Below are 13933 nucleotides of genomic sequence, written 5' to 3'. Positions count from 1 at the left end.
CTCGGAAAAACTGAAAACGGCAGCCGCTGGCTGCCGTTTTCAGTTTAGACCTTTCAGCGGCGCCTAGTTGAACCTGGCCACCGACATGAACTGCACTGCCTTGCCCGAGAAACGACTCGCGTCGGGCTGCACATCGCTTTGCTGGAAGCCGGCCGTGTAGATCTGCGCGGGCGGCGTGCGCACGATGTTGTAGGCGAAGGACGGCGCGGTGGTGCCGGTCTGTACCTGCTCGACGCGGCCCGGCTCAAGCGCCCAGCGCGCGACGGCGGGCGTGGCCTCGACATTGCGTGAACGGCGCGCCTGCGCGTCCCCTGCCTTCGGCTTGCCGAGCTTGGCGGTGGTGCGCACGCCCGATTCGATCGCGTGCATCGGAGAGGTTCCTTCGGCGCGCGCGATCAGCGCCGCACGCGGAGAGGATTCGAGCGCGGCGACCTGCTGCTGCTTGATCGCCTGAGCGGCCTCCTTGGCGTCGATGCCATTGGCGCGGCGCGACGCGTCGAGATCGAACGGCTCGGCCGGCGCCACTTCCGGCAAGGCAGCGAGTGCGAAAATCTCGCCCGCCGTACGCCCGTCGCCCACGGCCGGCTCGGCCGACACGACCTGCGTGTCGGCGCTCGCCAGCTTGGGCTCTTCCTTGAGGATCTGGCTGATCGCTTCCGAACCGTTCGGGTTGGGGCGCTCGGCAAGAAGTGCTGCGATCGGAACGCCGGCCTCCGGCGTCTTGATCGAGGCAACCAGGGCGTCGGCGGCCTCCTGCGGTGCCGGCGTATAGTCGGGCCGGCGCGTGGGCAGCGGAACGTTGAGCGCGATTTCAGTCTCGCTCGCGGCGGCTTCGTCAGGCACGGCGCCTGAGGCGTCGAAACGGTCTTCCATTGCGGCGGCCGCCACGGTCGGCGCGGCCGGCAGGGCGCCGACCTCGGCCTGCGGGCGAGGCGCGGACAGCGGCACTGGCACGGCGCGCGTCGGCAGGGCGGCGATGATTGTCTCGGGCGTTTCCGCGACGGGTGCAGCGGGCGTCGGCGCAGCCTCGCGGCGCTGCGGCGCGGCCTGTGCAGGCGCGGCTGCAACCGCGACGTCTTCCTCGTCGTCGGCTCCGCCGCCGCCACCGAAGAGCGTTGCCAGCAATCCGCCGCCACCGCCACCGCCACCACCGGCGCTGGCAACCGCGAAGCCGCCGGAGCGCTTGCGCGATTCATAGGCGGCCAGGGCCTGCTTGTAGCCGGGCAGCGGCTTGCCGTCGGTCGGCACGTGAATGGTCTTGCCGTCGGGGAAGACGGCCATCAGGTCGTTGCGGCGCATGCGCGGCCAGTGGCGCACATTGCCGACATCCATATGCACGAATGGCGCGCCCGAGGTCGGGTAGTATCCAACGCCGCCGCCTTCCATGCGCAGCCCCACCGCACGCAGCGTCGAGAGCTTGACGCCGGGGATGTAGAAGTCGATCGCCTTGCCGAGCGTGTGCTGGCTCTTCTCGGCGACACCCGAGGAGCGCGAGCGCAGCATGCCGTTGGTCTTCGGCGAGCGATAGGCCGACACGACGTGGATCGGCTCGCGCCCGCCCACCTGCTGGTAGACTTCCCACAACAGGTCGATGACGCGCGGGTCCATCTTGGTCGGCTCGTTCTGGCGCCAGTCGCGCAGGAAGCGGTTCACCTGGTTCAGGCCGTTCTGGTCGAACCGGTTGCCGCGCTTGAACGTGATGTCCGCGCGTTCCTTGGTGTGGATGTTGAAGAGCTTCAGCGTGCGCGTCTGCGCATCGGCATTGGCCGTCGCGCAAAAGGAGAAGGCAAAGGCGATCATCAAGGCCTGCATGGCCCGGCGGACGAAACCGCCGCTCTTGATCTGCCGAGTGTTGGGCATTCCAGCGATACTGATCAAAACATCTCGCCTTGTCGGCTGTTGAGTGTCCCCGGACCGATTCCGGACGGCAATTGTCGTCCAAATATCAGCGCTAATGGTTAATCAGCACTTAGTGGAGCCGTTCACGTTTGGCAGACGCGGCGAATGGAAGCGACGCGGATGGCAAAACTGTGGTCGACTGCCGGCGAAAAGCGCTATCGCTAACCTTGGGGCACCGTCAAGATGCGAGCCGCCCGACGCGGCCTTCGTCGGCATCGATCCCCATCTCTTTGAGCTTGCGATAGAGCGTCGATCGGCCGATGCCGAGCCTGCGCGCCACTTCCGAAAGCCGGCCGTCATAGTGGTCGATGGCGGCCTGGATGGTCTCCCGCTCCAGTTCGGCCAACGAGCGCATCTCGCCCCGCGAATCCAGTAACGGAAGCGACATTTCGTCTATTGTTTCAGACACTTGCGCTGGAACTTCGACGACGTGCGACGGCACGTCGGCGCGCGGCGGCTCCGCGGGCCGTATCGTGCCTATTTCGGAGGCAATTTGCGCGAAATCAGACACTTCCAGCCGGTCGCCCTCGGCAAGCACGGCGGCGCGGAAGATCACATTTTGCAACTGCCTGATATTTCCCGGCCAATCATAGGCTGCGAGCAGTTTGAGTGCATCCTTTGACAGTCCCGATACGCCGATCTGCGCCGCTGATCTTGCCTGGTCGACGAATATCCCCGCCAGTTCAGCGATTTCACTCGTTCGCGCTCGAAGCGGGGGCACCGGGATGGCCAGCACATTCAGCCGATAGTAGAGGTCCTCGCGGAAGAGCCCTTCCGCCATGCGCTTCGCCAGGTCGCGGTTGGTGGCCGAGATCAGCCGCACGTCGACCTTGATCGTGTGCCGCGCGCCCACCGGATCGACTTCGCCTTCCTGGATGGCGCGCAGCAGTTTCACCTGCGCTTCGGGTGGCAGTTCGCCGACCTCGTCGAGAAAGAGCGTGCCGCCATCTGCCTCCAGGAATTTGCCCAGATGCTTCTCGGTCGCGCCGGTGAACGCGCCCTTCTCGTGGCCGAACAGAATGCTTTCGACGAGATTTTCCGGGATGGCGCCACAATTGACGGTGACGAAGGGCTTGCCTGCCCGCGGCCCCGCTGCCCGGATGGCGCGAGCCAGCACTTCCTTGCCGACGCCGGTTTCGCCCTCGATGAGGATCGGCATATCCGTCGCCGCCGCCTTGCGGGCGAGCGCTGCCGTGCGCTGCATTGCCGGCGACGCTCCGATTTCATCGAGCCCGATCCGTCGCTCGGCGCCCGGTCCCGACTTGCGCGTCCGCGCTTTGCCTGCAAGCGCGCCGAACTTGATAGCCGCCTCGACCGCGCCTTTCAGGCGATCGGGCCCGACCGGCTTGACCACGAAGTCGAACGCGCCGAGCCGCATGGCGGAAACCGCCGTGTCGATCGTGCCCTGCGCGGTCTGGACGATGACGGGCGTTGTGATCCCCGCCCGGCCCATCGCTTCGAGCACTTCGATACCGGTCATCTCCGGCATGGCAAGGTCGAGCACTACGGCCTCGATCTCACCGGCGCGCGCAGCCTGCAGGCATTCAAGACCGAGCCGCCCGTTCTCAGCCGTCAACGCCCCGTGGCCGCAGCGCGTGACGACCGCCTCCACCAGCCGGCGCTGGACCGGATCGTCGTCGATGATGAGAATGCTGCCTGTCATGCCGCCCGCGCGATTTTTTGCGTTGCCTATCCCGGTTTAGTTGCTCCACACTGGCACAACTCCATGAACAGGCGCTCAAGAAGACCGGTGAACGAACCCTTACCGGCAGCGCCTAAACCGGCTCGCTCCACGAGGAAATTCAATGAAATCTTCGCCATCGCCGCTCGCGCCCGTCTGCGCCCCGGCCTCCGCCGCCCGCGCCGAGACCGAATTCGGCAACCTGCCCGAGTGGAACCTCGCAGATCTCTACCCGTCCATGGATGCGCCCGAGCTCAAGGCTGACATCGCCCGCGCCCGCACCGATGCCGAAACGTTCGAGGCGAACTGGAAGGGCAAGCTCAAGGATGAGGCCGAGAAGGGCGCGGCCGGCGGCCTTGGCCGCGCGATGGCCGAGTACGAGGCGCTGGAAGAGCTGATCGGCAAGGTCGCCTCCTATGCCGCGCTCCTCTATACCGGCGACACGTCCGATCCGAAGCGCGCCAAGCTTTACGGCGATGTCCAGGAAAAGCTCACCGACGCCTCCTCGCACCTCCTCTTCTTCACGCTGGAGATGAACCGCCTCGACGACGCGCTGATCGACGCCGCGCTCGAAGCCGACGCGTCCTTCGGCCGATACCGCCCCTGGGTCGTCGATCTCAGGCTCGACAAGCCCTACCAGCTCGAGGACCGCATCGAGCAGCTCTTCCACGAAAAATCCGTCACCGGCCGCGGCGCCTGGAACCGGCTGTTCGACGAAACCATGACGTCACTGCGTTTCGAGGTCGGCGGCGAGACGCTGCCGCTCGAGCCGACCTTGAACAAGCTGCAGGACGCGGACCCGGCTATCCGCGAGGAAGCGGCCCATGCGCTGGCCAAGGTGTTCAAGGACAATCTGCGCACCTTCACGCTGATCACCAACACGCTCGCCAAGGACAAGGAAATCTCCGACCGCTGGCGCGGCTTCAAGGACATCGCGGATTCGCGCCATCTGGCCAACCGCGTCGAGCGCGAGGTCGTCGACGCGCTCGCCTTGGCCGTCCGCGAAGCCTATCCGCGCCTGTCGCACCGCTACTACGCGATGAAGGCGAAGTGGCTCGGCATGGAGCAGATGAACCACTGGGACCGCAACGCCCCCCTGCCCGAGACGCCGAAGGCGGTCATCTCGTGGGAGGACGCCCGCCGGACGATCCTCTCCGCCTATGAGGGATTCGACCCGCAGATGGCCGAGATCGCCGGCCGCTTTTTCGATCGCAACTGGATCGACGCCGCCGTGCGCCCCGGCAAGTCGCCCGGCGCCTTCGCGCACCCGACCGTGCCGTCGGTGCACCCCTATGTGATGATGAACTACATGGGCAAGCCGCGCGACGTGATGACGCTCGCGCATGAGCTCGGCCACGGCGTCCACCAGGTGCTTGCCGCCGATCAGGGCGCGTTGATGGCATCGACCCCGCTGACGCTTGCGGAAACGGCCTCCGTTTTCGGCGAGATGCTGACCTTCCGCTCTCTTCTCGACCGCACCACCGACAAGGCCGAGCGCAAGGCGATGCTGGCGCAAAAGGTGGAGGACATGATCAACACCGTGGTGCGCCAGATCGCTTTCTACGAGTTCGAGCGCAAGGTGCACACGGAGCGCAGGAACGGCGAATTGACGCCCGACCAGCTCGGCCAGTTCTGGCTTGAGGTGCAGGCAGAAAGCCTTGGTCCCGCGATCCGCATCCGCGAGGGCTACGAGACCTTCTGGGCCTACGTCCCCCACTTCATCCACTCGCCCTTCTACGTCTACGCCTACGCGTTCGGCGACTGCCTGGTGAACTCGCTCTACGGCGTCTACCAGTCGGCTGAGCCCGGCTTCCAGGAAAAGTACTTCGCCCTCCTGAAGGCCGGCGGCACGAAGCACCACGCCGAACTCCTCGCCCCCTTCGGGCTCGATGCGACCGACCCGGATTTCTGGAAAAAGGGCCTGTCGGTAATCGAAGGTCTGATCCACGAACTCGAAGCACTGGACCGGACCGCCTGACGGCGGATTTTTCGTGGATTGTCCCTACGACCAACCCCTCGCGACCCTGCCGCTACACCGGCTCCACCTTCAGCGTCGTGCCCTCCGCGCCGACCACGCGCACCCGCGTGCCGGCGGGAAGGTCGGGGCCGGTGATCAGCCAGAGCGTGTCGCCAAGGCGTATGCGTCCATGGCCGTCGCGCAGGGGTTCTTCGAGCGTCGAAATCTGCCCGATCAGTTGCCGCTCGCGCTGGTTGAGGAGCGGCTGGTCGCTTTCGCCCTTGTCGGACCCGAAAGCGTATCGGCCGGCCAGGACACTGGCGAGGCTCAGCACCAGGAAAACGGCGAGCTGAGCGGGCCAACCCCACCAGGGGGCCTCGCCGATCTGAAAGGACAGCGCGCCGGTCAGGAGCGCGGCCACGCCGATCCAAAGAAGGTAGACGCCCGGCGCGAGGATTTCGAGCCCGAGTAGAACCGCGCCGACAACGATCCAGTTCCATGCCCCGAGGCTGGCAAGGAATTCGCTCATCGCTCGCCCTGGGTGTCGGTGGCGGTGCCCGTGGTGGCGACGCTGTGCGCCGGGACGTTTGGAAGCCGCGAGGAACGTCGGCCCGGCTGTTGCTTGCCATCCTCGCCGAACACCTCCTTGGCGATCTGGCCGATGCCGCCGAGCGAACCGATGACCGCTGAAGCTTCGAGCGGCATCAGCACCACCTTCGAGTTCGGCGCAGAGCCGATCTTCGCCATCGCCTCGGTATACTTCTGGGCGACGAAATAGTTCACGGCGTTCATGTCGCCCGCAGCGATCGCCTCGGAGACGACCTGCGTGGCACGCGCCTCCGCCTCGGCCGCACGCTCGCGCGCTTCGGCGTCGCGGAATGCGGCTTCGCGGCGGCCTTCGGCTTCCAGAACCTGCGCCTGCTTCAAGCCTTCGGCCTCGAGGATCTGCGCGCGCTTGTTGCGTTCCGCCATCATCTGGCGGGCCATGGATTCGACCAGGTTCGCCGGCGGGTTGATGTCCTTGATCTCGACACGCGTCATCTTGATGCCCCATGGGCTCGTCGCATTGTCGACGATGTGGAGCAGGCGGTCGTTGATCTGGTCGCGGTTGGACAGGAGCTCATCGAGATCCATCGAGCCCATCACCGAGCGGATGTTGGTCATGGTGAGGTTCAGGATCGCGTTCTGCAGGCCCGAGACCTGATAGGCGGCCTGCGGTGCGTTCAGCACCTGATAGAACGCGACGCCGTCGACCGCCACGATGGCATTGTCGCGGGTGATGACCTCCTGCGTGGGAACGTCGAGCACCTGCTCCATCATGTTCATGCGCGCGCCGATGCGCTCGACGAATGGCACGATGAGGTTGAGGCCGGGAGAAAGCGTGCGCGTGTAGCGACCGAAGCGCTCGACCGTATAATTGTGGCCCTGCGGCACCGTCTTGACGCCGGCGAATATGACCAGAAGGACGAGAACGGCGAAAACGAGGATCGCGATCTCGAAACCGGACAAGAACATGGTGTCTCCCTTGGGTCAGCCTGCAACTGAACTTAAGGGAATCGCCGCCGATCTCAACGGGCAACGGCAAGAATGACTTTACGCATACGTGCTAGGTCCGGGTCGAGGCAATCGCTTGGTGGTGGACAATGGGCGTTGTGGGCGGTGCGCGGCAGATCGTCATGGGCGCGGGATACTGGCTGAAGCCGGCCCGCATCCGCGACCTGCCCCACCTGACGCTGGCAATGGGGAGCGCGCTCGCGTCGGGCGCGAAGATGCCCGAGGCGGCTGACATCCGCTCAAGGCCGCCCGGCTTCGCCGGCATTGCCTGGAACCCGGCCCCCGCTGCGGTGGTGGAAGCTGCGCGGCGCGGCTTTTATCCCCATGCCCATATCGGTCCCATGAAGTGGTGGTCGCCGCCACGCCGTGGCGTGATGATGCTTGACGAGGTCCATCTGCCGAAGCGGTTCCGGCGCACCTTGCGCAATACCGACATGGTCGTGACGATCGACCGTGCCTTCCAGCGCGTGCTCGAAGCGTGCGCAGCGCCGCGGCCCGGCCGCCCGCACCTGACGTGGCTCACCCCGCGCGCGCAGGCACTCTACAACCGGCTTCACGCGGCAGGCCACGCGCATTCCGTGGAAGTGTGGGACTCAGGCGGCAATCTAGTCGGCGGCGTCTTCGGTGTCGACGTCGATCCCGTCTTCAGCGCGCTGTCGATGTTCCACACTGTGGATGACGCGTCCAAGCTCGCGATCGTCAGCCTCTACCATCACCTGTCGCACCGTGGCTTCATCGCGGTCGACCATCAGGTGATCTCCGGATGGGTGCGCGATCTTGGCGGCGTGGAGATGGACCGGGACGCCTATGGAGCGCTGCTCGATCGCCCTTCCGCAGCGAGCCCGGATGCATGGCGCGCACTGTTCACGCCCGCCCAGACGGCCGAATGGCGCGTTGAGCACCGCTGAAGACGCGGCTCACGTCTTGAATGCGAAGAGGTCGGCATCGCTGTCCGAGCGCCCGGCGATGGCCGCGGAGATGATCTCGCTCGCGATCCGCGAAAACGTGATGCCGTTGCCGCCATATCCCATGATGGCATGAATGCGCGGTTTGCGCGGCACGGCGCCGATGATCGGCAAGCCGGTCGAGGTGGAGCCGAAGGCACCGGCCCAGGCGAACTGCGGCTCCGTGTCGAGCCCAGGCAACAGCTTCTTCAGCTTGGCGCGGATCGCAGCGATCCTTTCGGGCAGAAGCGCATCGCGGCGCTCCTCGTCCTGGAACTCCTCGTCCTCCCCGCCGCAGATCACGCGGCCGTCCTTTGTCGCGCGCATGTACAGATAGGGGTCCGAGGCTTCCCAGATAAACGCTTCCTGCGGCCACAGGTTCTGCTTTTGCGGCTTCGTGGCGAGCGCCCAGGTGGAGATGACCTGGTGGTTGTCGGCTGGCACGAAGGACACGAGCTCGTAGCCCGTGCAAAGGACGACATGGCCGGCGGTGATGACAGGGCCGGAGGCCGTCTCGACCGAGACGCCGTCCTTGCCATGGACGAACGTGGTCGCCTCTACATTTGCGTAAAGTCGTGCGCCGCGCGACCGGGCGAGGTTGAGGAGGCCGGCGGTCAGTTTGCGCGGATCGAGCGCCAGATTGTCATGGGAGAGGATCGCGCCGTCGCGTTCGAGGCCGAACTCCTCCTTCAGCGGCTTGGCGGTCATGTACCTGGACAGGATGCCCGCATCGCGGCGCGCCTCGGCTTCGGCTTCGAGCGCGCGGCCGGCAAGCTCGTTGCCGGCGAGGTAGAGCGTCGGTTTCGCAGATAGGTCGCAGGCAATGCCCAGCGCCTCGACATGCGACTTCAAGTTCATCACGGCAAGGCGCGAGCGACGCCAGGCACGTTCGGCATCGGCGCGGCCGATCATGAGCTTCAGCCGGTAGAGCGGCGTGTCGATCTCGTACTGGACGAGCGCCGTGGTCGCGGGCGTCGAGCCCAGGAGCGGGCCGCGGCGGTCGATCAGGACGACTTCGTGGCCGGCGCCGGTCAACGCCTCGGCCATCATCGCTCCGGAAATGCCCATGCCGACGACGAGTATCTCGGTCGTGATGTCGCGGGTGAGCGCGGCGACAGGGACAGAAGGCGCGCGATATGCGTGCCAGACCGGCTTGCCGGTCCGAAGATCAAGCTTGCGCATGGAAGGTGCCCCGTTGAATTGCGCTCTTCAACGGGGCGAAGCGGCCTTGGTTCCTAGCCGGCGAGCCGCTTGACGATCGCCTCGATCTGCCCACGCAGATCGTCGCGGCCGAGCGCGAAGGCGAGGTTGGCTTCGATGAAGCCTTCGGGCGAACCGCAATCATAGGTCTCGCCTTGATACTGGTAGCCGTAGAGCTTCTGGCTGTCGCCGAGGCGCAGCATCGCGTCGGTCAGCTGGATCTCGTTGCCGGCGCCCTGCTCCTGCGTGGCGAGAAGGTCGAAAATCTCCGGCTGCAGGATGTAGCGACCGTTGATGTAAAGGTTCGACGGCGCATCGGCGGGCTTGGGCTTCTCGACCATTCCGGTGATCTCGAAGCCGTCGCCGTGCGCCGCGCCCGCACCGACGATGCCGTATTTGTGCGTCTCGGCCGGATCGCATTCGGCGACCGCGATGACATTGGAGCCGGTTTCCCCGTAAAGCTCGACCATGCCGCGCATGCAGCTCTTGTCGGACCGCATGATCATGTCGGGCAAGAGCAGCGCAAAGGGCTCGTCGCCGACGAGATCGCGCGCGCACCACACCGCATGGCCAAGGCCGAGCGGTTCCTGCTGGCGGGTGAAGCTGGTCGTGCCGGCGGCCGGCTGCATGGAGCGCAGGAGCTCGAGCTGCGCCGTCTTGCCGCGCCGCTCCAGCGTGTCGTTGAGCTCGAACTGGAGGTCGAAATAGTCCTCGATATTGCCCTTGTTGCGTCCGGTAACGAAGATGAAGTGCTCGATTCCCGCCTCGCGTGCTTCATCGACGACATACTGGATCACCGGACGGTCGACGACGGTCAGCATTTCCTTGGGCACCGTCTTCGTGGCGGGCAGGAAACGCGTTCCAAGCCCGGCGACGGGGAAAACGGCCTTTCTGACTTTCTTCATCTAACGGTCCATTCTGAGTTTATCGATGATCGCGACTTTGTGATCGGCGCGGCCGCGTACGTTCCGTCGCGGACATTTTCATGTCAATGTTGATCTGTCTTGAACGACGGTGGCTGATCTGCCGCACGGAAAGGTTGAATCGGGGGCGGCTTTGGACTGCATGGTAAACGCTTTCCTAACCCGATCGGTGCAGAATCGCTTCAAATCCTGAATCAAGGAGGAATTCATGAGCTTGAAGACATTCGTGGAATCGCTCGTCGCCGGTGCGCGGTCGCTGGGCGCTGTTCTGACCGTGACGGGCATGGCGGTCGGCCTTTCTGTCATCTCCCAGCCGGCGCAGGCCGATGCCGGTTTCCAAAGGTGGGTCGCGCAGTTCCGCGCGACGGCGGCACAAAGCGGCATATCCAACGCGACATTCGACCGCGCGTTCCAGGGCGTGACCGCGCCCGACCCAGAAGTCCTTGAAAAGGCCCGCTACCAGCCCGAGTTCGTCGCGCCGGTCTGGGACTATTTCGACAACCGGATCAACGAGAACTCGATCGGCACCGGCCGCCAGATGGCGCGCCAGTACGACCGTCTGCTCGGCCAGATCGAGAGCCGCTTCGGCGTCGATCGCCATATCCTCCTGGCCATCTGGTCGATGGAATCGAACTATGGCGCGATCCTCACCAACGACCGGGTGATGCGCAACGTCGTTCGCTCGCTCTCCACGCTCGCCTATGCCGACGAGCGACGCCAGCGCTTCGCCCGCCAGCAATTGATCGCAGCACTCGAGATCCTTCAGCGCGGCGACATCGACGTCAGCCACCTGACGGGCTCATGGGCCGGCGCGATGGGCCATACGCAGTTCATCCCGACGAGCTACAAGGCCTATGCGGTCGATTTCGACGGCAATGGCCGCCGCGACATCTGGAACTCGGTGCCCGATGCGCTCGCCACGGCCGCCAACCTGCTTGCCAAGAATGGCTGGCGCGCCGGCCATGCCTGGGGTTACGAGGTCAAGCTGCCCCAGGGACGCAAGTTCCCCGCGGGCAATATGAGTCTTGCGCAGTGGCAGTCGATCGGCGTCGTGCGCGCCAACGGTCAGGCCTATCCGCGCCCCGGCGACAGCGCCGAACTGAAAGTACCGGACGGCCGCGAAGGCCCCGCCTTCCTCGTCCTGCACAATTTCAACATGCTCAAGCGCTACAACAATGCCGACCGTTACGCGATCGCCGTCGGACTTCTGGCCGACCAGATCGCCGGCCAGCCGCAGCTTGCGCGCGATTGGAACCGCCCCTTCACCCGGCTGTCGTTCGACGAGACGCAGGAGCTTCAGCAGCATCTTTTGACGCGCGGCTATTATGACGGCAATATCGACGGCAAGATCGGCCCCGCCTCGCGCGAGGCGATCAAGGCCTTCCAGTCGCGCATGGGAATGAGCGCAGACGGCCACCCCTCGAAGGAAGTTCTGTCCCGCATCCGCGGGCAGTAGGAACGGAGTACGATTTGGCATCGCGAGGTCTGCGCAAAGCAGCTTTTGTCTGTCTGGCGATGATCCTGGCTTTCGGAGGCGTGCCGCAAGGCGCGCCTTTCGCCGTTTCGCCGGCCGTCGCGCAGGAACAGCGGCAGGGCGGCGGGCTGCTGCGCTTCCTCTTCCAGCGCGACCAGCCGCAGGCTTATGAGGCGCCCCAGCGCCAGCCGCAACGGCAGCGCGCACAGCCGCGCCGCCAGCGGGACGTTCGCGGTCAGACGCAGCCTCGCCAGAGCTCGGCTTCGCGCGCCCAGGCGGCAGCGCCCGCCGCGGCTGCGGTCGCCAAGGCGGACGATGCACGCAAGGTTCTGGTCGTCGGCGATTTCGTTGCCGCCGGACTGGCCGAGGGGCTCGAAGCCGCCTTCGAGGCGGACGCCTCGGTTGAGATCATCGAGCGCTCGAACGGCTCGTCCGGCCTCGTGCGCGATGACTATTACGACTGGCCCGGCTCGCTCGGCACCATGCTGGAAGAGGTCGACCCCGCGGTCGTGGTGGTGATGCTGGGCTCCAACGACCGGCAGGCGATGTCCGCCGGCGGCAGCACCGAAGCCGCGCGCAGCGACGCGTGGCTGAAGGAGTATGAGCGCCGCGCAGGGCTGGTCGCAGACGCCGTGGCGGCAAAGGACGTCCCGCTGATCTGGGTCGGGATGATCCCTTTCCGGCCCTCGACGATGTCGGCCGACATGCTCGCCTTCAACGATATCTACCGCAAGGTCGCGGAAGCGGCGGGCGGGCAGTTCGTCGATGTCTGGGACGGGTTCGTGGACGAGAACGGCAAGTTCGTCGCCAGCGGGCCTGACATGAACGGCCAGCCGACTCAGCTTCGAGCCGACGACGGCATCAACGTGACACGCGCCGGCAAGCGCAAGATCGCGTTCTTCGTTGAAAAGCCCCTGCAGCAGGCGCTGGGTGCCGCGCCGACGCCCGAACTCGTCTTCTTCGGCCCGGACCTGCCACCGGGCTTCCTCGACGGTCCCCGCGAGGCGCCGCGCATCGACAGGACGCAGCCCGTCGCCCTGTTCGGCACGCCAGGCGCCGGCAGCGAACTGCTCGGCCGCACCATCGTTCGGCCAATGCGATTGGCAACGCCCGCCCCAAGGGTGGAGGCGGAGGCGGAGGACGATGCGGACGAGGTGCCCGCCGGGCGTGCCGACAATTTCATGCGCGAGCGCACAGCGCCCGAGCCGTTCGATGCCGAGATAACCGGCGCGTTGAGGCGATAGCTAAGCGGTGCCCACGCGCAGGAGATCATGGAAGTGGACGATGCCGACCGGGCGATCGTCCTCGCACACGACCAGGGCGGAGATGCCCCTCTCGTTGATGATGCCGGTGGCCGTTGCGGCCAGCATGTCGGGCGGAACGGTCTGCGGCGTGCGCGTCATGACGTCGTCGACGGCAAGCGCGGCGAGGTTGCGGTGAAGGTTCCGGGCAAGATCGCCATCCGTGACGATTCCCGCGAGCCGGCCCGCATCGTCCACCACGCACACGCATCCGAACCGCTTCTTCGACAGGACATGGACCGCATCGGCCATCGCCGTGCCGAGGGGCACCAGAGGCAATTCGTCGCCCACATGCATCAGGTCGCTGACATGGGTCAGGCTCGCGCCCAGCTTTCCGCCGGGATGGAAAGTCCTGAAATGGTCGGGTGTGAAGCCGCGCGCTTCAAGAAGGGCTACGGCCAGCGCATCGCCGATGACGAGTTGCATCAGCGTCGATGTCGTCGGCGCCAGCCCATGCGGGCAGGCCTCGGCGACCTTCGGCAGCGCCAGCACGACGCTCGACTCGCGCGCCAGCGCCGACTGGGTGCCCGATGTGATGGCGATCAGCGGGATCGAGAAGCGGCGCGCATAGGCGATGATGCCGCCAAGCTCGCTCGTCTCGCCCGACCATGAGATGGCAAGGATCGCATCGTCCTTTGCGATCATGCCGAGATCGCCGTGATTGGCCTCGGCCGGATGAACGAAGAAGGCCGGCGTGCCCGTCGAGGCGAGCGTTGCGGCTATTTTCGAGCCTATATGGCCACTCTTGCCGACGCCCGTCACGATCACCCGGCCGGTAATGTCGGCCACGATCTCGACGGCCGCGGAAAACGCATCGGCAAGACCGTTTTCGAAGGATTGGGCGAGCGTGGCGAGACCGGCGGCCTCGGTCGCCAGCGTACGGGCAGCCGACTGGACGATCTGTTCGCGGTCAGGTGCGGTGTTCGATTTATGGCGCAGCATGAGATGCGATTAGCCTCACTTTGCCCGTCTGTCCATTCGTGTCGGCTTGGCGGGCGCA

The 13933-nt window shown here is 65.7% G+C and carries 11 protein-coding genes; 4 read left to right on the top strand and 7 right to left on the bottom strand.

Annotated elements, in window-relative coordinates; all coding sequences use genetic code 11:
• Nucleotides 1-63: 63 nt before the first annotated feature.
• Entirely contained in the window at nucleotides 64-1878 is a 1815-nt protein-coding gene (locus tag GTK01_RS05985; RefSeq protein ID WP_371924279.1) for a DUF882 domain-containing protein, read from the bottom strand.
• Nucleotides 1879-2077: 199 nt separating this feature from the next.
• Nucleotides 2078-3562, bottom strand: coding sequence for a sigma-54 dependent transcriptional regulator (locus tag GTK01_RS05980; RefSeq protein ID WP_252924947.1), 1485 nt, complete (start codon nucleotides 3560-3562; stop codon nucleotides 2078-2080).
• Between the two features lie 142 nt (nucleotides 3563-3704).
• Here GTK01_RS05980 and GTK01_RS05975 point away from each other — a divergent pair, with 142 nt between their 5' ends.
• Nucleotides 3705-5558, top strand: coding sequence for a M3 family oligoendopeptidase (locus tag GTK01_RS05975; RefSeq protein WP_252924946.1), 1854 nt, complete (start codon nucleotides 3705-3707; stop codon nucleotides 5556-5558).
• A gap of 52 nt (nucleotides 5559-5610) precedes the next feature.
• On the opposite strand, the gene GTK01_RS05970 is transcribed toward GTK01_RS05975, so the two are convergent.
• Nucleotides 5611-6066 carry an NfeD family protein gene (locus tag GTK01_RS05970; RefSeq protein ID WP_252924945.1) on the bottom strand — a complete coding sequence of 152 codons (456 nt, stop codon included), beginning with the start codon at nucleotides 6064-6066 and terminating at the stop codon, nucleotides 5611-5613.
• A complete protein-coding gene (locus GTK01_RS05965; protein WP_252924944.1) occupies nucleotides 6063-7052 on the bottom strand; it encodes an SPFH domain-containing protein in 990 nt (329 codons plus the stop codon). Before GTK01_RS05965 ends, GTK01_RS05970 begins: the two co-directional genes overlap by 4 nt.
• Before the next feature lie 128 nt (nucleotides 7053-7180).
• Between GTK01_RS05965 and aat the strand changes: the two genes are divergently transcribed.
• Entirely contained in the window at nucleotides 7181-7999 is an 819-nt protein-coding gene (gene aat / locus GTK01_RS05960; RefSeq protein ID WP_252924943.1) for a leucyl/phenylalanyl-tRNA--protein transferase, read from the top strand.
• 9 nt (nucleotides 8000-8008) lie between these two features.
• Here aat and GTK01_RS05955 read toward each other — a convergent pair whose 3' ends face one another.
• Both GTK01_RS05955 and galU read right to left on the bottom strand, forming a co-directional pair.
• Entirely contained in the window at nucleotides 8009-9217 is a 1209-nt protein-coding gene (locus tag GTK01_RS05955) for an FAD-binding oxidoreductase (protein ID WP_252924942.1), read from the bottom strand.
• Nucleotides 9218-9270: 53 nt separating this feature from the next.
• Nucleotides 9271-10140 carry a UTP--glucose-1-phosphate uridylyltransferase GalU gene (gene galU / locus GTK01_RS05950; protein WP_252924941.1) on the bottom strand — a complete coding sequence of 290 codons (870 nt, stop codon included), beginning with the start codon at nucleotides 10138-10140 and terminating at the stop codon, nucleotides 9271-9273.
• Nucleotides 10141-10366: 226 nt separating this feature from the next.
• On the opposite strand from galU, the gene GTK01_RS05945 reads away from it, so the two are divergent.
• Together GTK01_RS05945 and GTK01_RS05940 are read left to right on the top strand one after the other, a co-directional pair.
• Complete coding sequence (locus tag GTK01_RS05945; protein WP_371924278.1) at nucleotides 10367-11614, top strand: lytic murein transglycosylase; 1248 nt, start codon at nucleotides 10367-10369, stop codon at nucleotides 11612-11614.
• A gap of 14 nt (nucleotides 11615-11628) precedes the next feature.
• Entirely contained in the window at nucleotides 11629-12876 is a 1248-nt protein-coding gene (locus GTK01_RS05940; RefSeq protein ID WP_252924940.1) for an SGNH family hydrolase, read from the top strand.
• Here GTK01_RS05940 and GTK01_RS05935 read toward each other — a convergent pair whose 3' ends face one another.
• Nucleotides 12877-13875 carry an SIS domain-containing protein gene (locus GTK01_RS05935; protein ID WP_252924939.1) on the bottom strand — a complete coding sequence of 333 codons (999 nt, stop codon included), beginning with the start codon at nucleotides 13873-13875 and terminating at the stop codon, nucleotides 12877-12879.
• Nucleotides 13876-13933 lie beyond the last annotated feature (58 nt).

Origin of the sequence: Aliihoeflea sp. 40Bstr573, from assembly GCF_024105655.1 — a bacterium.
Lineage (GTDB): Bacteria > Pseudomonadota > Alphaproteobacteria > Rhizobiales > Rhizobiaceae > Aliihoeflea.
The sequence above is the reverse complement of the archived record's forward strand: the minus strand, read 5'-3'. Positions and strand labels throughout refer to the sequence as shown.

Excerpts from the sequence above, each read along its gene's own strand:
- GTK01_RS05965 (WP_252924944.1), bottom strand. The coding sequence starts at position 7,052 with ATGTTCTTGTCCGGTTTCGAGATCGCGATCCTCGTTTTCGCCGTTCTC.
- galU (WP_252924941.1), bottom strand. The coding sequence starts at position 10,140 with ATGAAGAAAGTCAGAAAGGCCGTTTTCCCCGTCGCCGGGCTTGGAACG.
- GTK01_RS05970 (WP_252924945.1), bottom strand. The coding sequence starts at position 6,066 with ATGAGCGAATTCCTTGCCAGCCTCGGGGCATGGAACTGGATCGTTGTC.
- aat (WP_252924943.1), top strand. The coding sequence starts at position 7,181 with ATGGGCGTTGTGGGCGGTGCGCGGCAGATCGTCATGGGCGCGGGATAC.
- GTK01_RS05980 (WP_252924947.1), bottom strand. The coding sequence starts at position 3,562 with ATGACAGGCAGCATTCTCATCATCGACGACGATCCGGTCCAGCGCCGG.
- GTK01_RS05955 (WP_252924942.1), bottom strand. The coding sequence starts at position 9,217 with ATGCGCAAGCTTGATCTTCGGACCGGCAAGCCGGTCTGGCACGCATAT.
- GTK01_RS05935 (WP_252924939.1), bottom strand. The coding sequence starts at position 13,875 with ATGCTGCGCCATAAATCGAACACCGCACCTGACCGCGAACAGATCGTC.
- GTK01_RS05945 (WP_371924278.1), top strand. The coding sequence starts at position 10,367 with ATGAGCTTGAAGACATTCGTGGAATCGCTCGTCGCCGGTGCGCGGTCG.
- GTK01_RS05975 (WP_252924946.1), top strand. The coding sequence starts at position 3,705 with ATGAAATCTTCGCCATCGCCGCTCGCGCCCGTCTGCGCCCCGGCCTCC.